The organism is Sphingobacterium alkalisoli (genome assembly GCF_005049105.1).
Taxonomy (GTDB): domain Bacteria; phylum Bacteroidota; class Bacteroidia; order Sphingobacteriales; family Sphingobacteriaceae; genus Sphingobacterium; species Sphingobacterium alkalisoli.
In genome coordinates this window covers 313436-335911 of the sequence record NZ_SUKA01000006.1, presented here as the reverse complement: position 1 = coordinate 335911, position 22476 = coordinate 313436, and the positions used below count along the sequence as shown (strand labels likewise).

28 protein-coding genes are annotated in these 22476 nt (G+C 39.3%); 10 read left to right on the top strand and 18 right to left on the bottom strand.

Annotated elements, in window-relative coordinates; genetic code table 11:
* The first annotated feature begins 118 nt into the window (after positions 1-118).
* Positions 119-883 (top strand): type I methionyl aminopeptidase, encoded by a 765-nt coding sequence (map, locus tag FAZ19_RS18795; protein ID WP_136822294.1) that lies wholly within the window; start codon positions 119-121, stop codon positions 881-883.
* A gap of 17 nt (positions 884-900) precedes the next feature.
* Here the strand turns inward: map and FAZ19_RS18790 are convergent, their stop codons facing one another.
* From FAZ19_RS18790 to FAZ19_RS18760, 7 genes are all read right to left on the bottom strand, one after another.
* The gene (locus FAZ19_RS18790) at positions 901-1536 is read right to left on the bottom strand and encodes a nitroreductase family protein (RefSeq protein ID WP_136822293.1); all 636 of its coding nucleotides are present in this window, start codon (positions 1534-1536) and stop codon (positions 901-903) included.
* Between the two features lie 89 nt (positions 1537-1625).
* Positions 1626-2048 carry an organic hydroperoxide resistance protein gene (locus tag FAZ19_RS18785; RefSeq protein WP_136822292.1) on the bottom strand — a complete coding sequence of 141 codons (423 nt, stop codon included), beginning with the start codon at positions 2046-2048 and terminating at the stop codon, positions 1626-1628.
* Between the two features lie 4 nt (positions 2049-2052).
* On the bottom strand, positions 2053-2478 hold the full coding sequence (locus FAZ19_RS18780; RefSeq protein WP_136822291.1) for a MarR family winged helix-turn-helix transcriptional regulator: 426 nt from the start codon (positions 2476-2478) through the stop codon (positions 2053-2055).
* Positions 2479-2584: 106 nt separating this feature from the next.
* Complete coding sequence (locus FAZ19_RS18775; RefSeq protein ID WP_136822290.1) at positions 2585-2986, bottom strand: VOC family protein; 402 nt, start codon at positions 2984-2986, stop codon at positions 2585-2587.
* 11 nt (positions 2987-2997) lie between these two features.
* Complete coding sequence (locus FAZ19_RS18770; RefSeq protein ID WP_136822289.1) at positions 2998-3447, bottom strand: SRPBCC family protein; 450 nt, start codon at positions 3445-3447, stop codon at positions 2998-3000.
* A gap of 81 nt (positions 3448-3528) precedes the next feature.
* The gene (locus FAZ19_RS18765; protein WP_136822288.1) at positions 3529-3912 is read right to left on the bottom strand and encodes a DoxX family protein; all 384 of its coding nucleotides are present in this window, start codon (positions 3910-3912) and stop codon (positions 3529-3531) included.
* Positions 3913-3931: 19 nt separating this feature from the next.
* Positions 3932-4354 carry an SRPBCC family protein gene (locus FAZ19_RS18760; RefSeq protein ID WP_136822287.1) on the bottom strand — a complete coding sequence of 141 codons (423 nt, stop codon included), beginning with the start codon at positions 4352-4354 and terminating at the stop codon, positions 3932-3934.
* Between the two features lie 145 nt (positions 4355-4499).
* Between FAZ19_RS18760 and FAZ19_RS18755 the strand changes: the two genes are divergently transcribed.
* Positions 4500-5480, top strand: a complete 981-nt coding sequence (locus tag FAZ19_RS18755; protein ID WP_136822286.1) for a GlxA family transcriptional regulator — start codon at positions 4500-4502, stop codon at positions 5478-5480.
* A gap of 127 nt (positions 5481-5607) precedes the next feature.
* Positions 5608-5916: a hypothetical protein gene (locus tag FAZ19_RS18750; protein ID WP_136822285.1), complete on the top strand. Its 309-nt coding sequence runs from the start codon at positions 5608-5610 to the stop codon at positions 5914-5916.
* A gap of 4 nt (positions 5917-5920) precedes the next feature.
* Here FAZ19_RS18750 and FAZ19_RS18745 read toward each other — a convergent pair whose 3' ends face one another.
* The 4 genes from FAZ19_RS18745 to FAZ19_RS24275 form a co-directional block, all read right to left on the bottom strand.
* Positions 5921-7789: an MGH1-like glycoside hydrolase domain-containing protein gene (locus FAZ19_RS18745; RefSeq protein WP_136822284.1), complete on the bottom strand. Its 1869-nt coding sequence runs from the start codon at positions 7787-7789 to the stop codon at positions 5921-5923.
* A complete protein-coding gene (locus FAZ19_RS18740; protein WP_136822283.1) occupies positions 7786-9324 on the bottom strand; it encodes a glycoside hydrolase family 43 protein in 1539 nt (512 codons plus the stop codon). Before FAZ19_RS18740 ends, FAZ19_RS18745 begins: the two co-directional genes overlap by 4 nt.
* Before the next feature lie 107 nt (positions 9325-9431).
* The gene (locus FAZ19_RS18735; protein WP_136822282.1) at positions 9432-10730 is read right to left on the bottom strand and encodes a dicarboxylate/amino acid:cation symporter; all 1299 of its coding nucleotides are present in this window, start codon (positions 10728-10730) and stop codon (positions 9432-9434) included.
* Between the two features lie 91 nt (positions 10731-10821).
* Complete coding sequence (locus FAZ19_RS24275; RefSeq protein ID WP_229707641.1) at positions 10822-11208, bottom strand: hypothetical protein; 387 nt, start codon at positions 11206-11208, stop codon at positions 10822-10824.
* Here FAZ19_RS24275 and FAZ19_RS18730 point away from each other — a divergent pair.
* Both FAZ19_RS18730 and FAZ19_RS18725 read left to right on the top strand, forming a co-directional pair.
* Entirely contained in the window at positions 11195-12028 is an 834-nt protein-coding gene (locus tag FAZ19_RS18730; RefSeq protein ID WP_229707640.1) for a mechanosensitive ion channel family protein, read from the top strand. The two genes, FAZ19_RS24275 and FAZ19_RS18730, sit on opposite strands and share 14 nt — an antisense overlap.
* A 77-nt stretch (positions 12029-12105) precedes the next feature.
* The gene (locus FAZ19_RS18725) at positions 12106-12486 is read left to right on the top strand and encodes a DUF1304 domain-containing protein (RefSeq protein WP_136822280.1); all 381 of its coding nucleotides are present in this window, start codon (positions 12106-12108) and stop codon (positions 12484-12486) included.
* Positions 12487-12511: 25 nt separating this feature from the next.
* Here FAZ19_RS18725 and FAZ19_RS18720 read toward each other — a convergent pair whose 3' ends face one another.
* Both FAZ19_RS18720 and FAZ19_RS18715 read right to left on the bottom strand, forming a co-directional pair.
* The gene (locus tag FAZ19_RS18720; protein WP_136822279.1) at positions 12512-13006 is read right to left on the bottom strand and encodes a hypothetical protein; all 495 of its coding nucleotides are present in this window, start codon (positions 13004-13006) and stop codon (positions 12512-12514) included.
* A 131-nt stretch (positions 13007-13137) separates the two neighbouring features.
* Positions 13138-13776: a hypothetical protein gene (locus tag FAZ19_RS18715; RefSeq protein WP_136822278.1), complete on the bottom strand. Its 639-nt coding sequence runs from the start codon at positions 13774-13776 to the stop codon at positions 13138-13140.
* 120 nt (positions 13777-13896) lie between these two features.
* On the opposite strand from FAZ19_RS18715, the gene ychF reads away from it, so the two are divergent.
* Positions 13897-14997 (top strand): redox-regulated ATPase YchF, encoded by a 1101-nt coding sequence (gene ychF / locus FAZ19_RS18710; RefSeq protein WP_136822277.1) that lies wholly within the window; start codon positions 13897-13899, stop codon positions 14995-14997.
* 142 nt (positions 14998-15139) lie between these two features.
* On the opposite strand, the gene FAZ19_RS18705 is transcribed toward ychF, so the two are convergent.
* A complete protein-coding gene (locus FAZ19_RS18705) occupies positions 15140-15454 on the bottom strand; it encodes a hypothetical protein (RefSeq protein WP_136822276.1) in 315 nt (104 codons plus the stop codon).
* A 106-nt stretch (positions 15455-15560) separates the two neighbouring features.
* Here FAZ19_RS18705 and mazG point away from each other — a divergent pair, with 106 nt between their 5' ends.
* The gene (gene mazG, locus FAZ19_RS18700) at positions 15561-16370 is read left to right on the top strand and encodes a nucleoside triphosphate pyrophosphohydrolase (RefSeq protein WP_136822275.1); all 810 of its coding nucleotides are present in this window, start codon (positions 15561-15563) and stop codon (positions 16368-16370) included.
* A gap of 13 nt (positions 16371-16383) precedes the next feature.
* Here mazG and FAZ19_RS18695 read toward each other — a convergent pair whose 3' ends face one another.
* Positions 16384-17073, bottom strand: a complete 690-nt coding sequence (locus FAZ19_RS18695) for a hypothetical protein (protein WP_136822274.1) — start codon at positions 17071-17073, stop codon at positions 16384-16386.
* A gap of 77 nt (positions 17074-17150) precedes the next feature.
* Between FAZ19_RS18695 and trpS the strand changes: the two genes are divergently transcribed.
* From trpS to kdsB, 3 genes are all read left to right on the top strand, one after another.
* Entirely contained in the window at positions 17151-18149 is a 999-nt protein-coding gene (gene trpS / locus FAZ19_RS18690; protein ID WP_136822273.1) for a tryptophan--tRNA ligase, read from the top strand.
* 8 nt (positions 18150-18157) lie between these two features.
* Positions 18158-18772, top strand: a complete 615-nt coding sequence (locus FAZ19_RS18685) for a deoxynucleoside kinase (RefSeq protein WP_136822272.1) — start codon at positions 18158-18160, stop codon at positions 18770-18772.
* A 204-nt stretch (positions 18773-18976) separates the two neighbouring features.
* The gene (gene kdsB, locus FAZ19_RS18680; protein ID WP_136822271.1) at positions 18977-19720 is read left to right on the top strand and encodes a 3-deoxy-manno-octulosonate cytidylyltransferase; all 744 of its coding nucleotides are present in this window, start codon (positions 18977-18979) and stop codon (positions 19718-19720) included.
* A 28-nt stretch (positions 19721-19748) separates the two neighbouring features.
* Here kdsB and FAZ19_RS18675 read toward each other — a convergent pair whose 3' ends face one another.
* Genes FAZ19_RS18675 through FAZ19_RS18665 form a run of 3 tightly spaced genes read right to left on the bottom strand, consistent with a single transcriptional unit; the run spans position 19749 to position 22303 of the window.
* Positions 19749-20654 carry an aldo/keto reductase gene (locus FAZ19_RS18675; RefSeq protein ID WP_136822270.1) on the bottom strand — a complete coding sequence of 302 codons (906 nt, stop codon included), beginning with the start codon at positions 20652-20654 and terminating at the stop codon, positions 19749-19751.
* Positions 20644-21315 carry an FKBP-type peptidyl-prolyl cis-trans isomerase gene (locus FAZ19_RS18670; protein WP_136822269.1) on the bottom strand — a complete coding sequence of 224 codons (672 nt, stop codon included), beginning with the start codon at positions 21313-21315 and terminating at the stop codon, positions 20644-20646. Before FAZ19_RS18670 ends, FAZ19_RS18675 begins: the two co-directional genes overlap by 11 nt.
* A gap of 1 nt (position 21316) precedes the next feature.
* The gene (locus tag FAZ19_RS18665) at positions 21317-22303 is read right to left on the bottom strand and encodes a glycosyltransferase family protein (RefSeq protein ID WP_136822268.1); all 987 of its coding nucleotides are present in this window, start codon (positions 22301-22303) and stop codon (positions 21317-21319) included.
* Between the last annotated feature and the right edge of the window lie 173 nt (positions 22304-22476).

Below are 22476 nucleotides of genomic sequence, written 5' to 3'. Positions count from 1 at the left end.
TGGATGCTCGGCTTGACCTGATTTCATTAATAAATCGTACTTTTACACGTTGATAACTTGCCCGGCAGTTACCTGGTAAAATGTCATCTAACGTGTGGCTAAATAATAGAAGAAAACGATGTCGATAACAAAAGAAGAGGAACTTACAGGAATGCAGAAAGCAGGTGAAGCTGTTGCATTTACCCTGAAAGAAATGGTAAAATATGCGCAACCTGGAATGACAACGAAGGACCTTGATGAATATGGGGGTAAAATCCTTACGGGTTTTGGTGCCAAATCGGCTCCTCTTCTTACGTATGGTTTTCCGGGTTGGACGTGTATAAGTGTCGATAATGAATTTTGCCATGGAATTCCCTCCGAAAAAAGGATACTAAAAGATGGTGATTTGATCAATATTGATGTCTCCGCCGAACTTAATGGCTTTTGGGCGGATAACGGGAGTTCGTTTATTCTTGGCAATGACATCCATCACCGTCAGAAATTGGTTGATGCTTCGAAGGAAATTCTTCGGAAAGCAATTGATCATATCAAAGGAAGTATAAAAATTGCAGACATCGGACAATTAATGGAAACCGAAGCTAAAAAAAGGGGATATAAGGTAATTAAAAACCTTGGCGGCCATGGAATAGGTCGAAGCCTGCACGAACAGCCCGACGAGTTGCTAAACTATAAAAACAGACTTGACCAGCGACGTTTTAAGAAAAACTCGGTGGTTGCCATCGAAACCTTTATATCTACAGAATCGACTTATGCAACGGAATTAAATGATGGTTGGACGATGGTTGGTAACAAAGGTGGCTACATGGCGCAGCATGAGCACACTATTGTTATAACGGACGGTAAACCAATTATTTTGACAGCAATGAACGATATATTCATATAGCTTACTGACTGATCTGATTATTTAACCGTAATTGCAAATTCTTCTATCGGGTTACGTACCTTTGCCATAGATGACAACCAATCCCGTTCTTTGTCGCCGTAACCGATATAAAGCAGTGAAACGCTTTTAAGTCCGTACTTCGGCAATTCTAAGACCTCATCTACTAATGCATTATCAAAGCCTTCTGCTGGTGTACTGTCAATCTTGAGTTCGGCAGCCTGAGCCAATGCCATCGCCAAACCGATATAAGATTGTTTCGCTGCATGTGTAAAATGGCCTTCTATTGGCAATGCTGCATACATTTCTTTGAGTTTGTCAGTATAAGAATTGAAACGTCCCCTAGGCAAACCTCTTTCATCAGTAGTACGATCGTAAATCGCATCAATTCGCTCAGCAGTATATTCGTCCCAGGCTGCAAAAACCAATACGTGTGATGACTCCAACATACATTCGGGGTTGAGTGATCCAGGAACTAGTTTCGCACGAACCTCTTTATTTTCTACTACAATCACTCGGAATTGCTGTAGTCCGGAAGATGTAGGTGCCAAACGTGCAGCTTCTAGAATTTTGTTTAAATCGGTTTCGCTTACTTTTCTATTCGGATCGTATGCCTTGGTAGCATGACGCCATGTCAAACCATCTAATAATGTCATATTTTTGAGTTTTTCTTATTTAATAAATATGGGGGAACTGACTAAATTTTGGATACCTAAAATCAAATTCAGAAAGCATTTTCGCTGTTTTAGTTATTGCTAACGGATAGTTTCACTTCGATATTACCGCGTGTTGCATTGGAATACGGACAAATCTGATGTGCCTTTTCCACCAATTCATGGGCAACTTCAGCGCTTACGTCCGGAACATTCACTTCCAGTGTCACTTCCAATCCGAATCCGCCGTTTTCAATTTGTCCAATACCTACGTTTGCGGTGACAGTGGTAGTACCGGTCTGCGTTTTTGACAGTTGAATAACGCGGTTTAGTGCACTATCAAAACAAGCTGCATACCCCGCTGCGAAAAGCATTTCAGGATTGGTATAATCATCGTTTGCACCACCTAAGGCTTTGGGCATTCTTACATCTAAATCCAAAATACCGTTTTCTGATTTCACGTGTCCGTTTCTTCCTCCCGTGGCGCTTGCTGCTGCTGTATACAAAGTTTTCATTTTACTATTTTTTTATTTTCAACAATTTATTTATAATGTTTTTCATTACGGTGATCTCTTCGAGCGATATGCCTAACTCTTGTATTAACTTTAAAGGAATTTGTTCTGCTTTAGTGCGCAGTTGCTTTCCTTCGTCGGTAAGTGAAATCTCCACAACCCGCTCATCTGTTTTACTTCTTTGGCGGATGACGAGCTGCTTTTGCTCCAGTCGTTTCAGCAAAGGGGTAAGTGTACCGCTATCCAAAAGTAATTTTCCTCCGATCTGATTCACGGTCTGTTGCTGATGCTCCCATAAAACCATTAAGACCAAATATTGTGGATAGGTCAAATCTATTTCGTCTAGCAAGGGACGGTATCGCTGTATCACCTCCCGTGATAAAGCATATATTGGAAAACATAATTGCTTATCCAGTTTTAAATAGTCTTCCATTTCCTCCTTATGTGATTCGTTACGTATACAAAGATATAAATATTTCTTAAAATTAAATTGCACGCAATTTAATTTGACATTAGTGTGGTATTCGATCTTTTAACGTCTAAACACCCAATAGCCACTTCACATCAAAGGCATCTGTTATTTCAACTAGTTGGTGTTCGTCGTAATTCTTTAAAAAAAAGTTCTTATTATTACCTTCCAGTTTTTCGATAAGCTCCTTCCGATCGGACATATCCTTGCAAGGAAGAAAAATGGAAATATAGTTTCCAACTTTTCTTCCTTCGTTGTATACAAGATCCGAACCGTGAATGATTATCCTGTCTGAAATAAGCGACCCACTAATAACGGGCATTTCGCTGTACCCCTTTAGGTCCTTTCCAAAAGTTTCGAATCGCAGTATCCCTCCAAAGCAGGTGTGATAAAATGTGAGTGCTTTTTTACAGTTTCCGGAAAATGTGATGAAAATCGAACTTGTTAATTTATCGTTATGATGCGCACTCATACTTGATTAAATTAAGCGTCAGGAATTTCGGGTTCTACAAGCTTGATCAATTTCTCCAACGATTCCTGCCAACCTAAATAGCACATTTCAGGCGGTATTACATCTGGAATCCCTTCTTGTAAGACGTTAAGCTCAGCGCCACAAGAGACCGCATTTAGCTGTATGGTTGTTGTCATCTCTCCGGGCAAATTAGGATCGTCAAATTTATCGGTGTATTTAATAAGTTCATTGGGTTTTATTTCAAGATATTCTCCGCCGAAGGAATGACCATTACCTGTACTGAAATTGGTAAACGTCATTCTAAACTTACCGCCAACTTTAAAATCCATTTGTTGCACCGTGCATAAAAAGCCATAAGGTGGGAACCAAAATGAATTTGCAACTGGGTCTGCAAATGCCCGGAATACCTTTTCGGGGCTCGCGTTAATTATCCGATGTAGTGAAACAGAATTGTTTTTCATTTTATTAAAATTTAAAGGTGATTAATCAATTATTTCTCGTTCTTCTTTCCTGAATCTTATTTGTATTCATCAATTGCTTGACTATTTGCTCAAACCATTAGGCTGGATTTTATTGTTATAGATATAGGAAATGACAAGAATACCCAATACCACTAGTGGCATTAGCATAAATCCTATATTTTGATCTACATATGCATGGCTGATGAAGGCAAAGATCAGGCTAAATGTGAACCCTGCATATGCCCATTCTTTTAGCTTAGCTGGTGTTTTCGGGAAAGAAATTGCGACTACACCCAGCACTTTAAAAATAATAAGCGTGTAGGAAAAGTAATCGGGATAGCCTAAAGGTTTCGTACCCACATTCACGTACTCTGGTGCAAATAGTAGGGTTCCAAGTGGCATTACTCCTTCCCAGAGTAGGATGATGATTGTTGCCACCCAAAAAATTATTTTATTCTTTTTCATAAGATTGATATATAGTTTACTAATTAGTTGATTCGGTATATTTAACAAAATTATTCAAGATAGCTTGCCATCCTTGCTTCTGCATTTCAGGATCATTTTCTGTTTCCGCGTCAAATGTAGTTTCCACTTTGGTTTTGCCATCGTGCTCTACAAACAATGTTGTAGCCTTTCTTCCGTCACCCATGGTATACGTGATCTCCCTATGCAGTTCTATCTTATCATAGGTCCCTTCAAAATCAAAACCGAAGCTTCCATCTTTCGCTTCCATTCTATTCTTAAATTTACCGCCCACCTTTAGGTCGTTTTCACTACTTGGGGTATGCCAACTCGGATCTGCACTATTCCATTGCATGATGTCGCTTGGTGTATTCCACACTTTCCAGATTTTTTCTACGGGAGCATCTATTATTGCTTCTACCGAAATACGTGTTACTTGTGTCATCGCTGTTACCTTTTTTGTTTATACAAATTCTACTATTCAAAAATACAACAGCGTATACGATTATGCTTGTTGTAAAAATGACAAGTTTAGGGGTAAATTATGACAAAATATTTTTTTAGCTTTGACGCTTAACATATTATAAACTATGCGAATTTCAGTCTTTGTACCTGAGTATGGCGCAATTGAAGGGATTACACCTCCGTTTAGATCCTTTCATACCGCTAATGAATTTTTAACAGCATTTGGTAAAAAACCTATTTTCGACGTGGAATATGTGGGTCTAAGCGAGCATGTTCGTGCTAACAATGGCGAATACACGATAAAAACGGATCGATTGCTGTATGATGTTACTTGCACCGATTTACTCATTATACCGCCTACTTTTGGTAATACCACCAAAGGAATACAGGCCAATACAGAGGCAATACCTTATTTTAAGAAATTGCACGAAGCTGGTTCCAGCATTGCCAGCTTATGTATCGGTGCTTTTCTTCTAGCTGAAACGGGATTGCTTAATGGTAAAAAGTGTTCTACGCATTGGGCTTATATTAATGAATTTAAAACGAGATACCCCGATGTGGAAGTAGAAGATGGAGCTGTAATAACGGAACATGATAATATTTACAGCAGTGGCGGAGCAAATAGCTTATGGAATTTAGTATTATACTTTATTGAAAAATTTGCTGATCGAGAAATAGCGGTACTCGTTTCGAAATATTTTGCGCTAGATATCGGGAGAGATAGTCAGTCGCAATTCGCTATATTCAGAGGTCAAAGAAATCACGGAGATGCTGATATTCAAAAGGTACAAGATTATATTGAAAAGCATTATGAGGATAAAATAACAATTGAAACCTTGGCTAATTTAATTCATCTTGGCCGTAGAACTTTTGAAAGAAGATTTAAGGAAGCGACCAATAATACACCGATCGAATATATACAGAGGGTCAGAATCGAGGCTGCCAAACTCTCTTTCGAAGCTTCAAGAAAAAATGTAACCGAGATAATGTTTGATGTAGGCTATACGGATACGAAAGCGTTTAGAGGTATATTTAAAAAAATTACCGGACTTACACCTATCGAGTATAGAAATAGATTTGCAAAGGTGACAAATGAAGTTGAATAGATTAGCTTAGCGTGTTCTCTCGGCTATTTACATTTCTTTCCATTCATGACAAAACATAATGTACAGATATCGGTTGTATATCATGAACGTCTACAAGGAAATGACGTTCAACAAGAAATAAGTAGCTATGAAAAGTATTATAAATGTCGACGTACCATCTTTTTATCAATCAGGGTACAAAGTATTATCTTGGATCATCGAGGAACTGACCGAAAATGGACTAACATCGTCGGTTCAAATGGATTCCACGTCAGACAAAGAAGAGATTCAGGAGGCTATTAAGGATCATATTGATAATATTATTACTGCGATACAAGAGAACGGTGATATTATGGACTATGAAGTGAAACTATCCTTTAATGATGTAAAAGACGGCCAAAAAAACGAGTTTCGCGAAGCGTTTTACGAGCACTATACTGGAAAAAATACCATTTAAATATCTACGGTTTTAAATTATCTAAATCTATTACCAGACTCGTATTAAGTTTCGAACTCTTTTGTACCAATTTTTTATCAACCCAAACGCAAAGCATACTTTGCTCACCTGACACCTCCGGTTCCCAATCTTTTTTCCAGATAATATCCACATCGTGGTTGTGGTATCGTAGATTTCCCAAAAAGAAATAATCCCATTTATCTTCCGGCAGTAACGGGGATATCGTAAACTTATCCTCATGATATGCTTTAAATCCTAAGAGATCTTCGATGATAATATCTGGAAAAGTGGAATGAAAATAATCTTGCTCTCCGCCAAACGTTTCCCCATTGCTGGGGATATACCATTCACCGATATTTAACTGAGTGGTACCATGCATGTGAGCCAATTTTTGGATATAATCGTACAACAGCTCTCTATCCGTCTCTAGAACGTCCTTTTTATACTGACGTAAATAGTTTGCATAAGCTTTATAGACGATGGAGTTTTGGAATGGCCATCCCCGTCCGTTCCAAGCATACGCTTGCTCGTTATAATAGGGATGCTGTCTTTCAGCAGTAGTCATTCCTGCATTGTTATAGAATCCTCGTGGAGAAGAAAACATATCCCAAGCCTTTTCATATTTATGATTTTCGTGAGATGGAATCATATTAAAATACCAAGGAGTGTACCCTACGGACTCCCGCACTCTCGCCTCATAATCGGCTTTTCCGAACGGGTTATCTCCTGCGCTATAGGAATTAAAGAACTCATCTTCCTCATTCCACAGTACATTTAAAACATTTCCCTGTATGGCTTTCGCACGCTGGTCATAGATTTTCACCTTTTCTTGAACGACTTTATCACGTTCGAGATTCTCATGGAGTTTATATAGGTTAGAAAGTGATCGTGTATTACCGTAAGCATACGCGTTAACGGACGGACGGACCAAATAGAAATCCGGATACCCTTTACGATAAGCAGTTGGAAATTCTTTGGCCTCCATAGACTGTGCCGCTCTGTTCGTCGTTTCCCATCCCAGATAATAATCTTTCCAACTTTCATGTGTATAGAGATTATAAGCACCTTTGCTTTCTATGAGTCCCAGCACCGCTGAAAGGCTAAATTCCATCCCATCATAAAGATCTAAGACCTTGTACATACCATCCGTTTTGGAGTGGGGCTCAGCTACAGTAAACAAACTATCCCACACCTGTTGATGCGATTCTAAATGAGGCAGTATGTCGCGAAGCCAAGTCTTGTTAGGGTGTATCTTTAAAAAAGCTTCTACGCCATCAATCATCCAGCTAGAGAAATGGTGACTTTCAGGGCGACTTAAATAGGTAAGAAAGTTACCATTTTCGCGCTGATTCAACCTAGAAGCAGACCCTTTCATAAAATAATCGGCATAGGAAGTCAAAAACTTAGGATCCCGAATCCATCGCACATCATAAAATTGATGACCAGCTGGACAGGTAATGGCTCCACTTAGCGACGCCCAAGGCTTTATGCCGAAGAATTCAGTCACAACCCAGTACTTCTTCTGGTCTTCTATGTCATCATACTCTTTTAAATGTTTACTGATCATCCACCAACGGTAATTATACACTTTGGTGATGTTATCATCCGAACTAGCGAATAACGGAATATTCTCCACGAGAAAGGCTTTATTATTCGATGCATTAAATGGACCATCGGAGGCTGGACGCCCGGTATAGTTATTGAATTCGTCTACGTGCAAACCAAGGACATTTTCTGACATTGTTCTCAATCGCTTCAATTCATTGTCGTAAACCAATTTCCGGGGTGTAGAACAAGACAAAAAAAAGCTTAAAAGGAAGAATGATACTCCTCCAATCAGGAAAGGGCGGATAGGGGTCTTACTGAAAATCATCGTGTATAATTTAAATATACGCTAAGAAACATGGCAGCTTCATCCTCTTCTCCATGGAAATGAAGCCCTGGTCTAGGACTCCTGTCCCACGGAGAAATACGGTCAATACGTGTAAGTCCGCGATCATCGGGAATCATCTCTACCCAGAGGGACGACTGTTTATAAAATGCACGACATTCCAGATCTGGCCTCAGCTCCAATTTAAGTTCTATTTTTGTCATACTACTAGGAAGTGCTTCGTGTTTAATCTGCCTCTTCTTACCATCTTTCACCACCCAGAACTGTATGCTATCTCCGATAACCCCAACACCTATTGATCTATCTTTATCTCCGTAAATAGCAAGTCCTTTTTGAGCTGTTTTACTGCTATTAATTAAATCGATCTCTGTCCCCAATTCATAAATTATTGAGCTCGGACGCCATGTTAACACCATACCTGTAGGATTCTCCAGTTGGATTGTTCCTCCTAACCAAAGTCCGTCTGCTGTGTATTGCAGTTCCGCTTTTGAATACCGAAAATCCCACTGCCAATGAGGTTTGCTTTTAAGATGGCTATTCAAGTCGACGCGAATATTGTGTTCTTTATTTACACTAAGTGCAGGTTTAAACACAAAAGAAGGTTCACCCTGTGAGGACCATTGAAGTTCGGCAAGTAACCCCTCCCTCCCCGTATAGGTGGTACCTACTTTACTATATCCATGAAACAGGTAATACTTTTTGTCATCCTTTCCGTCAACAAATGTGCCGTGGCCCATGCATTTCCAGTCTGCATTTTCACCAAGGAGAACCCGGGTATCAATCCTTTCATACGGTCCTGTGAATGTTTTGGAACGCACAGCCTGTACGTGATAATCACAGCCTAGTCCACAGCAGTTCCCTACGGAATAGAACATATAATAATATCCGTCCTTTTCTAAGAAGCTTTGTCCCTCTATTCCAACGCCGGCAGTATCTAGAAGCAGGGAGAACGGCTCACCTTCCAACCGAAAGCCATCGGCAGACAATCTACTGCCAAGCAGTTCTATGGGGCGGCTGTCTAAACCATAGGCCTTCCACGTCATATAGAGATCTTCGCCTTCCTTAACAACAAAGGCGTCTATGGATTCAGAACCATAAGCGACGACGATTCCACGATCGACGAAATCACGATCCGGATAATCCGAAGTCGCTACACCAATACATGAAACCCCATCTTCTTTCCTTTTGGCGGAATAATAAAGGTAATAAACCCCTTTATGGTAGAAGTATTCTGGTGCCCAAAACGACGATTGTGCCCATTCAGGAGGCGTTGAAAAAACAAATCCTGTCTGCGTCCAGTCGAGCAAATCTTCCGATGTATAAATCGGAAAATGTGGGCCCCATTCACTAGACGTGCCAATACTATAATATTTACCGTCGGCATATAAAACTGTGGGGTCAGGAAAATCGCCAGCGATTGTAGCTTTTTGTTGTCCGAATGTTACATCGAAAATGAATAAAAAAGCAAGTAAAATTACTATATAATTAAGCCTCTTTTGATGGTTTATTTGCTTCATAAATCGTTTTAACTAGTTAATCGGCAAAATACAAAAAAGAACTCAAAAGTCCAGCTTCTGCAACTTGATCTTTTTATCTAAAACCGGCTGGTAATAAACCGGCCTCGTTAAGAGACTTCATTCAACGTTTTATCGAGCTGCTCTACATCAAGTTGATTTTCCCATTTGGCCACTACTACAGTGGCAACGGCATTGCCGACCAAATTAGTAAGAGCCCGACATTCGGACATAAACTTATCAATACCTAATATCAGCGTCATACCTGCTATAGGCACTTCAGGTACAACTGCTAATGTAGCGGCTAAGGTAATAAAACCTGCCCCCGACACGCCTGCTGCACCTTTGGAACTTAGCATAGCAACTAGCAACAGTAAAATCTGTTGGTCGAGACTCAGATCGATATTACACGCCTGGGCAATAAATAATGCTGCCAATGTCATATATATATTCGTTCCATCGAGATTAAAGGAATACCCTGTCGGAACAACCAGACCGACTACCGGCTTTGCGCAGCCTGCCTTTTCCATTTTTTGCATAAGGGACGGAAGGGCAGATTCGGAGGAACTGGTCGCTAAAACCAATAATAATTCGTCTTTAAGATATCTTAATAATTTAAAAATTGAAAATCCATTGTATCTGGCCACTCCGCCCAGCACAAACGCGATAAAGAATGCGGAGGTCATGTAAAAAGTAGCAACCAGCATGATCAGATTACTCATAGAACTCAACCCATACCTTCCTATCGTAAAAGCCATCGCACCAAAAGCGCCAATAGGTGCCAACTTCATTAAAATACTAACAACTTTGAATATAGGGTGCGCCAGCGCATGTAAGAAATCAAGAACCGGTTTGCTTTTATCCAATGTTAAAGAAATACCTATTCCGAATAAAATCGCCGTAAATAGCACCTGCAATATATTGGTTCCGCTGAGGGGGCTGATTAAAGTTTGGGGGATAATATTCAATACAAAATTCAATAGACTTGAATCCTTTGCATTTGCTACGTAATCCGAAACACTGTTAAAGTCTAACGTAGCGGGGTCTATATTGAGTCCCTTACCTGGCTGAACAAGATTACTTATTATTAATCCCAGTATCAAAGCTAAGGTCGAAAACGTGATAAAGTAGATAAAAGATTTTCCCGCAACTCGCCCAATTTTCTTCATATCACTCATGGAGGCAATACCTGTTGAGACCGTAAGAAAAATAACTGGGGCGATAATCATCTTTATCAGCTGTATAAACCCGTCACCAAGAGGTTTCATCTGCTCTCCCAAAGCTGGATAAAAATGTCCTAATGATATACCAATCGCTATTGCAAATAACACTTGTATATAAAGGAGTTCGTAGAATCTTGGCTTTCTTTTAGGTTCTGTTGGCAATGGTGTTGCGTTATCAATTATCATGTTACGTACAAGCTTTTCGAAATAATATTTTCAATCGGCAAAATAACACAAAAATTTTAACATTGGAAATGTTGCATCGCTAGACATAGACTCATATAATACAGCGGGTAAAGCCCATTATTTCAAAGCGAAAATTATAAAATAATAAAAACACCTTCCCTTTATAAGGGTTAATAAGGTAACTAAAAATAGTAGAGATGACGACAAATCTAGCACAACTTTCTTTAAAAATGCCATCCTGGGCTTGGAATCTATTTGTAATTTTATTTTCTATCCTTATCGGAATAGTTTTGATATCCATCCTTATTCCATTTTTACGAAAGCAAGCTAATAACCTCACTACATATTCGCCTTTGCGATCAATAATAAAACATTTTAGTAAAATATCAGCAGTTTTTATTCCGTTGCTTGTATTCGCTTCGCTACTACCAATAACGCGATTCAATAAAGAGACTTTTATCGTTGTGGACAAAATCATTGAAATCTCATTTATACTCTGCTTCGCCATTATCTTCATTCGTGTACTGCGTCTTGTGGAAGACTACTTCTACCATAAATTTGATATTACAAAGGAAAACAACTTACGAGAGCGCAAAATACGGACACAGATTGTATTTATCCGCAAATTATTAATCACGATCATTGTTATATTTACCGTTGCCATTATCCTCCTTAGTTTTGAAAATATGCGTAAAATAGGTACGGGCTTACTTACTGGTGTCGGTATCGGCGGTGTCATTATTGGTTTTGCCGCACAGAAGTCGCTGGGGAATTTGCTGGCTGGATTCCAAATAGCTTTTACGCAACCGATCCGTATGGACGACGTATTGGTTGTAGAGGGAGAATGGGGGAAAGTAGAAGAGATAAACCTAACATACGTAGTCGTTGCCATATGGGATAAACGACGTTTAGTACTTCCTATCAACTATTTTATAGAGAAGCCTTTTCAAAACTGGACACGTACTACCGCTGAAATACTGGGAACTGTGTTTATTTACACAGACTTCTCTATTCCTGTCGAAAAATTAAGAGAAAAACTGACATCGCTACTTAAATCCAACAGCCTTTGGGATGGGCAGGTAAATGTTTTGCAGGTCACGGATTTGAAAGAGCGTACAATGGAAATTCGCTGTTTGATGAGCTGCAAAAATTCGGGGCAGGCCTTTGATTTACGCTGCTATATCAGAGAAGAAATGATCCAATATATCAAAAATGAGTTTCCCGAAAGCCTAGCGCAAACGCGCGTGAGCATTTCGTCGTACGAAGAGCTTTACAAGCGTGCAGAAATTAAAGCGTAAAACGAACGTTCTACATTTGTGTCACCAATGATCGAAAGACTTTTGTATCTTGCGGTATATAATCTAACTTTACTATTATGGAAGGAATAACTGGCATCATTGCAATGGTGTTGATAGCTATAGTTGCTATCGAACACCTGTATATTTTATGGATGGAGATGTTTGCGTGGGAGACTGTCGGAAAAAAAACATTTAAATCCTTACCCGAAGAATTATTTGGTGCGACGAAAGGCCTAGCTGCGAATCAGGGATTGTACAACGGTTTTCTTGCTGTTGGACTTATTTGGTCCTTGTGTATCGACAATATAGAGTGGCAACGCTACATAGCACTGTTCTTTCTGGGCTGTGTAATCATCGCGGCTATCTTTGGGGCAGTAACTGCATCGAAGAGCATATTTGTAAAACAGGGAATCCCAGCTATAGCAGCGCTCATTTTCGTTTTACTTACCTATGTATAATAGGTGCCAGTAGGAAGTCCCCAATCTACCTTCTATTTCCGCGGCCGTTGTTATGCTTGTTTTTCTTTTTGTGGTAGTTCTTTTTAGTATCATACCCGCGATCTAGTCTCCTGTCATCCCCCCTACGGTATTCCCGATCCCTGCGTGCATCTCGTAATACCACCTGTGAATAATTGTTGGCATATCGCGAATAAGAATTCCGATGCGTGCGGTGATATTGCCATGGATTACGATCATTTAATACAACCTTATACGTACGATATAAATTAAATTTTTTGTATCTACCTGGGAGCTTTGACTTCGTAATCCATCTATTACCCTGATAATACGTATACCTTCGATGTATCACATCATAATATACGTCAATCTCAGGCATGTAATAATAATGGGCATACGCATGACCTACAGGACCCCAAAGTGGCTGACTTCCTATATTGACACTGACATTCACCTGAGCCTTACCAACCTGTACAAAGCCAACTCCTAAAAATACGAGTGCGAAGTAAACTATTTTTTTCATAATAAAACCTCCTTTAAATTAAATGCCCAAAAAAGGCGATAATTTTCTATCCAATTTTATTATTATGACTACATAGCGTACCAAAGGGATTAACACGTTAAACGTTAAAATATGTAAAGAAAAAGCTACAATTAGAATGTCAGTCCAACTTTAAGTCCCCAATTAAATAGATTCAACTCTTCTGTATGTTGAACCACAGCATCTCCGCCCACTAATTCATAAACGCGTCTCTCCGTTTGTTGATATTCAAAATAGGGCCCGGCCACGATCCCCAATCTATTTCTGAAACGAATACTGACTCCGGTGGATACATCGGCAATAAAGCCTGATTTGAATTTCGTATCATCTGAGTCAAAATTTACTCTGTAAAAATCTTTAACATCAGAATTCAAATTCACACCAAAAGCATAACCGACAGAGGTGCTGATAAAAGGTGATGCTTTCTTATCCAAAAACCGAACATTAAGATGACCATATAACGGGATCATTAATTCTTGATTAAAGTCCGCATCAAACCAGTCATCATCCCAATTCGAATAATCGAAATCAAGATAATGTCGAATTCCCGTGCCGGCACCCAGAGATACATAGGGACTTAAGGCAACCTGTCCAACATAGTCAAACTTCAGTTGCATCATCTCAATTTCCTCATCCAGCACTGTAAACCCCGAACCAAAGGTCACTTTACTTTGAAAACCAGGTTTAAAACCAGTTTGCCCTATAGCTGTAAAGGAAACGCAGGTCAATAATAAAAAGAAAAAGTTCTTCATAATTTTCGTTTTTATTATAAAGATAGTTTTTATGAGACAAATTTCAAATACACTTATCTTAATTTAATTGACACCATTTTCCTATCTTTGTGGAATTTTAAAATTATCAGCAAAAAACTAATGGCTTTACAATGTGGTATCGTTGGCCTACCAAATGTAGGTAAATCAACATTATTCAACTGTTTGTCCAATGCAAAAGCGCAGGCGGCTAACTTTCCTTTTTGTACTATAGAACCTAATGTGGGTGTCATCACTGTACCTGACGCACGTTTAAATAAATTGGCTGAATTAGTAAATCCGCAACGTATAGTACCAAATACCATCGAGATCGTGGATATTGCTGGCCTGGTAAAAGGGGCCTCAAAAGGCGAAGGACTGGGTAACCAATTTTTGGGCAACATCCGTACGACGAATGCAATTATACATGTATTGCGTTGCTTTGACGACGGCAACGTTATTCATGTAGACGGATCAGTAGACCCTATACGTGACAAAGAAATCATCGACACGGAGCTTCAACTGAAGGACTTAGACACCGTGGTAAAGCGTATCCAAAAAGTGGAGAAAATGGCGAAGACAGGTGGAGACAAGGATGCGAAAAAGACTTTTGAAATTCTTTCTGTTGTAAAAGAACATTTAGAGTCTGGTAAATCTGCTCGCACAGCTGCCATATCTGAAGAAGATTTTGCCTATATAGAGGATCTTACCTTACTAACTATCAAGCCCGTGCTATATGTATGTAACGTAGACGAGGCTTCTGTAAATAGCGGAAATGATTATGTGACACGTGTAAAAGAAGCGGTGAAGGAAGAGAAAGCAGAGGTATTGATTATTTCTGCTCAGATCGAATCTGAAATTGCACAGTTAGAGAGCTACGAAGAGCGTCAGCTATTTTTGGATGACTTAGGTTTAACCGAATCAGGCGTACATAAACTCATTCGTGCCGCCTATTCACTATTGGATCTCGCGACATATTTTACTGCTGGTGTACAAGAGGTACGCGCATGGACGATAGAAAGAGGATTTACGGCTCCTCAGGCGGCAGGTGTAATCCATACTGATTTTGAGAAAGGTTTTATTCGTGCGGAGGTTATTAAATACGATGACTTTGTACATTTCGGCTCGGAAGCGGCCGCGAAAGAAGCAGGAAAACTCGCTGTAGAAGGCAAGACATATATTGTTGCAGACGGTGATATCATGCATTTTAGATTTAATGTCTAATTCACTAATATTACCGTAAGTCAAAAAAGGGAATGATTGTTCATTCCCTTTTTTTCTGAAAGTGTCTATTTCTCAAAGGCCATCAAGAACTTTCATGCCTGTTGGTGATTCAATGGATCATGAAAGTTTTATTTATATATCCTTAAAGCTTGTTTTGGGCTTGCTTAGAACGAATTTCTAAATTGACAATAATATCGCGTTTACGACCTTCTATCAGCGATAGATTGCCGGCCACAAACACGCCCTTATGGCCTGAACTCGTGTTTCGAATACCATAAACCGATGACTCATCGCTGGGATCGGTTATACCTTCATATCGGTATAAATAATCGATGGTAAAATCGTCAGATTCTGAAAACAACTCATCAAACTCCTGATTGTAATCGATCGTATATCCTGCTTTACTTAATTTTTCTAATGCTATGACGGGTGTGTCGTAATTGAAAATAGTTTCCATAAATTTTCTTCTTAATATAGAATATAACAAACAACGGTACTTTAGGTTTCTACTATCTGGATTTTTTTTAAAAATTGCTGTACATTTGCAATCAAATATAAACGTCATGTCACATATTCCGCCTGAAAGAAAACACACACCTTCACAAGCTTTTGATCGATTATTACGGGTGCTCCATACGTTACGTGAAGAATGTCCATGGGACAGAAAGCAAACTATGGAAAGTCTTAGGCTTCTTACAATTGAGGAAATGTACGAACTGACTGATGCGATCTTAGATAAGGATACAGAAGAGATAAAGAAGGAATTAGGTGATGTGATGATGCACCTGGTCTTTTACGCACGAATTGCAGAAGAACAAGGACGATTTGATATTACAGATGTGTTAAATGGAGTGTGCGATAAATTAATCACAAGACATCCACATATCTACGGGGACATTCAAGTAACCACTGCAGAAGAAGTAAAACAAAACTGGGAGACGATTAAACTAAAGGAAGGTAATAAATCCGTACTATCCGGTGTGCCGAATGGATTACCGGCTTTGGTAAAAGCTTATCGTATACAAGACAAGGTTCGTGGCGTAGGATTTGACTGGGAAGATAAAGCACAGGTGTGGGAAAAGGTGGAAGAAGAGCTAGCGGAGTTTAAAACTGAATTTAACATCCAAAACGAGGCTGAGATAAATTACGACAAAGCCGAGCAGGAATTCGGTGATCTACTCTTTTCATTGATCAATTACGCTAGACATATGGGGATCAACCCAGAGAATGCCTTAGCAAGAACAAACAAGAAATTCATCTTCCGGTTCGCCCATCTTGAAAAAAGAGCTAATGAAAATGGACGACAACTTAGTGAAATGACCTTAGCTGAAATGGATGTCTATTGGAACGAAGCCAAAACGCTTGAATCTTAAATCGACTATCCTGCTAAGGCTCATCGCAATCTAACGTTTCTAGTTTAGTAAACAATTTTTCAAATGCTGCAAATTGTCGTCCGTCGTATGAAATATGGGGTAGTCGATGGTTTACAGCATTCCACCAGCCATACACTAATACATAATCAAATGCTAGTTCGTACTTATTTACTTGTGCAATGTTAAATTGATAGTTGTCCCAGAGCCGTTCCGGATAACCATTTTTTTCCATCTGCTTTTTGGTCAAATATTCATAGGCTGCTAATAATTTTGTCTTCCCTTCAGCTAATGCTTCCGAATACAGCTTGATATCAGCATCTTCCTGATATATACGAAGTAATACAACTGGATCATCCTTTGCTACCAATTGGATTAGCTTAGCTTCATAAGTCTTGTCGAGATAAAGATGTGTAGAATCGAGAAGAGACTTAAAGAAAGACTCATTTACAATAGATAAATTCGCTAGCTTACTTTTAATCTCCGCATAGCTTTTTTCCATTTCTTCTCGCTTCTCACTGTAATTGAAGTATACACCTTTTATCAATTCATGCGTATCTTTTAATTGTTTCTCTGTATACTTCTGGCTGTCATAGAAGCCTTTATAGGTACACCATTCATCTGTAAAAACAACCGACTTCTCCTGTGCATGAACCAAATTGAAGATGATGCTAAATAATACAATGTGTATACGTTTCTTTCCCATTATCCAATACGTATTGATAAACCTAAATATACGCAAGATTAATAAATTAACGAATTAATACGTAAATTCGCAGGTATATGGAAACTGTTGTCAGTGGTATCAGAAGTACCGGAAAATTACATTTAGGAAATTATTACGGGGCGCTAGGTAATTTTGTGAAGATGCAAAATGAATTCAACTGCTTCTTTTTTATAGCAGATCTACATTCTTTAACGACTCATCCTACTCCTCAGGACTTACAATCTACTGTTCGTCAAGTAGTAGTGGAGTATCTAGCGGCGGGTATCGACCCCGAAAAATCGACTATATATGTTCAATCGGATGTACCAGAAGTTGCAGAACTATACCTATATATGAACATGAATGCCTATATGGGCGAATTAGAGCGTGCAACCTCTTTTAAAGACAAAATCCGTGCAAATCCAAATAATGTAAATGCGGGGCTACTGACTTATCCAGTATTGATGGCCTGCGATATCTTGATACACCATGGCATAAAAGTACCTGTCGGCAAAGACCAAGAGCAACACCTCGAAATGACCCGAACATTTGGAAATCGTTTTAATCGTATGTACGATGTCGATTATTTCAAAGAAGCTTTTGCATTTACCTATTCTGAAAAACTGGTAAAAGTTCCTGGATTAAGCGGACAGGGTAAAATGGGGAAATCCAATGGTGAAGGCGATTGCATTTATTTATCCGATTCACCTGAGGTGATACGAAAAAAAATTATGCGTGCACAATCTGATTCGGGACCGACAGAAGTGAACCAAGCAAAACCGGACGCCATTCAGAATCTCTTTGATCTGATGAAGGTCGTTTCGGCTCCAGATACGTTGCAACATTTTGATACGCTGTATAATAATTGTGAGATCCGTTATGGCGATTTCAAAAAACAATTAGCTGAAGATATGGTTTTAGCTACGGAGCCAGTTAGATCCCGGATACAAGATATATCCAATGATAATGATTATATTAAGAAAGTGGTCAAATTAGGGGCTGAGAAAGCGCAAGCTAGTGCACAGAAAACGATTAGAGAAGTAAGAGAGATAATTGGACTTAAAAAACTATATTAAATTTAAATATGCATATAGCAATAGTAGGAAATATAGGTGCGGGAAAGACGACATTGACAAAATTGTTGGCACATCATCTGAAGTATGAACCTCAGTTTGAAGCCGTAGACAACAACCCCTATTTGGAAGACTTCTACAGCGATATGAAGCGTTGGGCATTCAACCTTCAAATCTTCTTTTTAAATAGTCGATTTAGACATATCGTCGAATTACAAAGTAAGGGCATTAAGATGATTCAGGATCGTACCATATACGAAGATGCTTACATCTTCGCGGAAAACCTGTACGACATGGGCCTGATGAGTGCACGCGACTTCGAAAATTATAGCAATATTTTCCAAAGTATCATCCACTATATCAAACCACCCGACCTCTTAATTTATTTGAAAGCTTCCGTACCTACTTTGGTGAATAATATTCAGCTTAGAGGAAGAGATTATGAATCGGGGATTCGCTTGGACTACCTATCTAAATTAAACGATAAATACGACAAATGGATAGGCGGTTATGACGAAGGAAAATTGCTGGTGTTAGACAAAGACAACCTCGATTTTGCCAATAATCCGGAAGACCTAGGAACTATTATTCAAAAAATCGAAACGGAACTGTTCGGACTGTTTTAAAACTTATATGTTGAGTTGTAACTTTTGACTTGGATAAACTTAGCGGAGCGTCTCATGAATTCATTTGAAAAACTAACGGTAATGAATAGATAACCAAGCTTGCCAGCTCACGAAGTAACCGCGAAGCACTCATGAATTCCTTTGAAAATGATCATGAATGAATAATGCTATTGAAAGCATATATTAATGAATAACCATATACAAATGAAAATAATAGGAATAATTCCAGCTCGATATGACTCATCCCGCTTTCCAGGTAAGCCCTTGGCAGATATCGGAGGTGTATCGATGATCCAACGGGTATATAATCAGGCAAAACATGCTTCCGTACTTAGCGAAGTAATCGTAGCAACAGACGACCAACGCATCTATGATCACATCAAAAGTGCCGCTGGGAATGTAGTCATGACGAGAAAGGATCATGAATCTGGGACGGACCGCTGCGCGGAGGTAATAGCATCACTTCAAGGTTTTGATATTGCCATTAATATTCAAGGCGATGAACCCTTTATTGACCCGCAACAGATCAACTTATTGGCCTCATGTTTTGAAAATCCGGCGACACAAATCGCTACCCTCGTGCATAAAGTGTCTTCCAATGAAGAACTATTAGCCGAAAACAAACCGAAAGTGGTCTTGAACAAAAATGGTGAAGCCATTTATTTTTCAAGACAAGCTATCCCGTTTCTTCGAGGTACCAAAATTGAAGATTGGCTAACAAAGAGGCCCTTTTATAATCATATCGGTATCTATGGTTACCGCACTGAAGTACTGAAGGAGATCAGCGCACTTCCTTTATCCGACCTCGAACAAATGGAAGGTCTGGAACAACTGCGTTGGTTGGATAATGGCTATAAAATCCAAACCGCATTATCAGCACACACCAACGATGCCATAGATTCACCTGAAGATCTAAAGTATATTATAGCTAAGTACTTTGGTAATTAGGTCTCCCTATGTACGGATCTACACGCCGTTAGATTAAATGTGCTGTATAGTCGATGGGTCGTATGGCCGTTAAGAGCGTGCTGAGATCCTGATGCCTCAGTTTTTCAAGCTCACGACAGGCTTGCCAGAGATCCTTCATTTGATTTGCTGTACGCACCCCCACTACGGCACTGGCTACCAACGGCTGTTGTAATACATATGCCAGCGCAATAGCTTGCCTAGATACTTCAAGCTGTTGGCCGAGCTTCTCTATATTCTCATTCAATAATTCGATTTCTGTAGGTTCGTATCCAAGATAAGATTTTGCCTTTTTACCCAACAGAAGCCCCTGTGCCAAACTTCCCCTGGATATTATACACGTATTATGCGTTTTGAATAGCTCCAAATATCGTTCAGGTCTCCGGTCAAGCAAACTATATTGCATCATATTGGAAACGACATTTGACTTCTCAAGGTATTGGGTAAAGACATTTGGTCGGATCGAAGAAATGCCATAGTGTTTTATTTTGCCTACTTGGACCAATATCTCAAAAGCTTCGACAACATCATCCATGGTATCTTCAATCGTGCCCCCGTGCAACTGATACACGTCAATATAATCTGTTTTAAGTCGTTTGAGGGATTCATCCGCCGCACGGAGAATATATTCCTTCCGCGGATTCCAATCCCATCCTGATCCGTCGGTACGCCACTCATTTCCGACTTTTGTCGCTAAGACAATTCGATCTCGGAATGAATGGACGGCTTTACCGATCAATTCCTCGTTAAGTCCCTTCTCATATAGATCTGCCGTATCAAAATAATTTATTCCATGATCAAAAGCTTCAGAAATTAGACCGATATTTACATTAGAAGCACCTCCTTCCAAAGACATGCAACCCAAACCTATTTCTGAAATTTTTAAATCTGAATGTCCTAAATTATTATACCGCATTCTTTGCTTTGATTTCTAATAGTTCGACCTCAAATATCAACGTGCTGAAAGCAGGTATTTCACCAGCTCCACGCTCGCCATAACCTAAATGATAAGGAATATAGAACTTATACTTTGACCCTGTTTTCATCAAAGGTATGCCAATTTTCCATCCTTCTATCACGCGGTCCAAATCTAAATTAACAGGCTCCCCACGGTCGTACGAACTATCAAATTGTTTACCGTCTATCAGAGAGCCTTTATAATGTACAACGACTTCGTCTTCAACAGTAGCCTGTATACCTTCTCCTTGCACCAAAACTTCATATTGTACACCCTCTGCGGTTATCTTTATATTGGGGTTAGTTTTATTTTTTGCTAAAAAATCTTCCCCAGGTTGCCTCAGCACGGCGTTACGTTCATCCATTAACTTCTTAACAGCTCCTTGTATAATCTGCGAATTCTGTTCGTCACCGAATACACCTTCTTGTTGTGCTAAGGAGGAAGAGATTGCCTCGCTAAGTACTTGGATGTCTATATCAAAACCTGCGTTTTTAAGAGAAGAGCCGATGTCCCTTCCAAGCGCATACGACAGCGAATCTTTTGATGTTGCAAGGCTTTGGGCCTGAGCCGTTGAAGCAACTAGGGAACTTACAAAAATCAGGGGCAAAAATTTATTCATATTATTGATGTTTATTAATAATTTGTTCAACAATCTCCATGGTGTTATCGCGGTAATCCACCTGAACAGCGGTTTTACTATTAAGCCAAAGAGCTATATCGTACTCGTGTTTCTTTTTCAAACTTTTAATCACCGGTAACCCCATCTCTTCCAATGCAGCAGAATTCAGATGCTGCTCGTATTGGTTTTTCATAGGAATGACCAGTAATTTTTTCCCAAGATACAAAGCTTCCGCCGGAGTTTCAAAACCTGCCCCACACAATACACCTTCCGAAGAAGCCATACTTTTCACAAAGGCCTCACTATTAATTGGATTGATGGATATATTTTTATAACGTATAGGACGCATGTTGTGCTTTGAAAACACTTCCCATTTGACACCATGAAACTTCGAAAGATGCTTCAAGATATGTGCATCATCGTAAGAAGGAAGGTATACAGTGTAATGTCCTTCATTTGTTGGTTCTAGCTCTCGAATGGGCTTACGGATCACTGGTGTAAAAATATCTTCGTGGTAACTTTTAAAATGGAAACCATACGAATGTGTACAAGGAGCATAGTTTTTCATAATAAACTTCCCCATCATATCACTTTCCTCCGGCTTCGGGCTGCTTTTATGCATAGCTCCAATCTGATGGCTCAATCCAATGCAGGGTATATCACGCGTATGACAAGCCCATGCGGTAATGGGTTCAAAATCATTTATTACCAAATCATACTTCTCCACCGGAACAGAATTTATTTCTTGAATAAATTTACGTACCGTCGAGCTCATAAACGTTTTCCAAATATCTACTCCTCCGGATTTACCAAAAATAAAACTCATTCCGTGAAGGCGATATTTGATTTCAAAGGGAAGACGGATATCCGCCTGTATACCGCTGATAAGTACATCCACCTCACCAAATTTTTGCAGACAAGGTATAACATCCATTGCCCGACATAAATGTCCGTTTCCCGTACCTTGAATGGCATAAAGTATCTTCATAGCGTCCAATATATGTATCCGAATGTAAGCATTTTTTTAAAATGATTCTACTAAACCTACTTAAATAAAATTTAGTTAACTTTAAGTTTATAATCAATTAATATTAAAAATTGTACAGGTAGTCAAACTGTGCCACAAAAGATCTCGTGAAGCTTGATTCAAAGGTCAGCCCG

What these genes read in the sequence shown, in the direction of transcription:
- FAZ19_RS18770 (WP_136822289.1), bottom strand. Translation starts at nt 3,447, where the DNA reads ATGAAAAACAATTCTGTTTCACTACATCGGATAATTAACGCGAGCCCC.
- FAZ19_RS18715 (WP_136822278.1), bottom strand. Translation starts at nt 13,776, where the DNA reads ATGAAGAACTTTTTCTTTTTATTATTGACCTGCGTTTCCTTTACAGCT.
- map (WP_136822294.1), top strand. Translation starts at nt 119, where the DNA reads ATGTCGATAACAAAAGAAGAGGAACTTACAGGAATGCAGAAAGCAGGT.
- FAZ19_RS18685 (WP_136822272.1), top strand. Translation starts at nt 18,158, where the DNA reads ATGCATATAGCAATAGTAGGAAATATAGGTGCGGGAAAGACGACATTG.
- FAZ19_RS18760 (WP_136822287.1), bottom strand. Translation starts at nt 4,354, where the DNA reads ATGACACAAGTAACACGTATTTCGGTAGAAGCAATAATAGATGCTCCC.
- FAZ19_RS18695 (WP_136822274.1), bottom strand. Translation starts at nt 17,073, where the DNA reads ATGGGAAAGAAACGTATACACATTGTATTATTTAGCATCATCTTCAAT.
- FAZ19_RS18785 (WP_136822292.1), bottom strand. Translation starts at nt 2,048, where the DNA reads ATGAAAACTTTGTATACAGCAGCAGCAAGCGCCACGGGAGGAAGAAAC.
- FAZ19_RS18775 (WP_136822290.1), bottom strand. Translation starts at nt 2,986, where the DNA reads ATGAGTGCGCATCATAACGATAAATTAACAAGTTCGATTTTCATCACA.
- ychF (WP_136822277.1), top strand. Translation starts at nt 13,897, where the DNA reads ATGGCTTTACAATGTGGTATCGTTGGCCTACCAAATGTAGGTAAATCA.
- FAZ19_RS18745 (WP_136822284.1), bottom strand. Translation starts at nt 7,789, where the DNA reads ATGATTTTCAGTAAGACCCCTATCCGCCCTTTCCTGATTGGAGGAGTA.
- FAZ19_RS18665 (WP_136822268.1), bottom strand. Translation starts at nt 22,303, where the DNA reads ATGAAGATACTTTATGCCATTCAAGGTACGGGAAACGGACATTTATGT.
- mazG (WP_136822275.1), top strand. Translation starts at nt 15,561, where the DNA reads ATGTCACATATTCCGCCTGAAAGAAAACACACACCTTCACAAGCTTTT.
- FAZ19_RS24275 (WP_229707641.1), bottom strand. Translation starts at nt 11,208, where the DNA reads ATGATTTTGTCCACAACGATAAAAGTCTCTTTATTGAATCGCGTTATT.
- FAZ19_RS18790 (WP_136822293.1), bottom strand. Translation starts at nt 1,536, where the DNA reads ATGACATTATTAGATGGTTTGACATGGCGTCATGCTACCAAGGCATAC.
- FAZ19_RS18735 (WP_136822282.1), bottom strand. Translation starts at nt 10,730, where the DNA reads ATGATAATTGATAACGCAACACCATTGCCAACAGAACCTAAAAGAAAG.
- FAZ19_RS18750 (WP_136822285.1), top strand. Translation starts at nt 5,608, where the DNA reads ATGAAAAGTATTATAAATGTCGACGTACCATCTTTTTATCAATCAGGG.
- trpS (WP_136822273.1), top strand. Translation starts at nt 17,151, where the DNA reads ATGGAAACTGTTGTCAGTGGTATCAGAAGTACCGGAAAATTACATTTA.
- FAZ19_RS18765 (WP_136822288.1), bottom strand. Translation starts at nt 3,912, where the DNA reads ATGAAAAAGAATAAAATAATTTTTTGGGTGGCAACAATCATCATCCTA.
- FAZ19_RS18670 (WP_136822269.1), bottom strand. Translation starts at nt 21,315, where the DNA reads ATGAATAAATTTTTGCCCCTGATTTTTGTAAGTTCCCTAGTTGCTTCA.
- FAZ19_RS18725 (WP_136822280.1), top strand. Translation starts at nt 12,106, where the DNA reads ATGGAAGGAATAACTGGCATCATTGCAATGGTGTTGATAGCTATAGTT.
- kdsB (WP_136822271.1), top strand. Translation starts at nt 18,977, where the DNA reads ATGAAAATAATAGGAATAATTCCAGCTCGATATGACTCATCCCGCTTT.
- FAZ19_RS18780 (WP_136822291.1), bottom strand. Translation starts at nt 2,478, where the DNA reads ATGGAAGACTATTTAAAACTGGATAAGCAATTATGTTTTCCAATATAT.
- FAZ19_RS18675 (WP_136822270.1), bottom strand. Translation starts at nt 20,654, where the DNA reads ATGCGGTATAATAATTTAGGACATTCAGATTTAAAAATTTCAGAAATA.
- FAZ19_RS18705 (WP_136822276.1), bottom strand. Translation starts at nt 15,454, where the DNA reads ATGGAAACTATTTTCAATTACGACACACCCGTCATAGCATTAGAAAAA.
- FAZ19_RS18720 (WP_136822279.1), bottom strand. Translation starts at nt 13,006, where the DNA reads ATGAAAAAAATAGTTTACTTCGCACTCGTATTTTTAGGAGTTGGCTTT.
- FAZ19_RS18740 (WP_136822283.1), bottom strand. Translation starts at nt 9,324, where the DNA reads ATGAAGCAAATAAACCATCAAAAGAGGCTTAATTATATAGTAATTTTA.
- FAZ19_RS18755 (WP_136822286.1), top strand. Translation starts at nt 4,500, where the DNA reads ATGCGAATTTCAGTCTTTGTACCTGAGTATGGCGCAATTGAAGGGATT.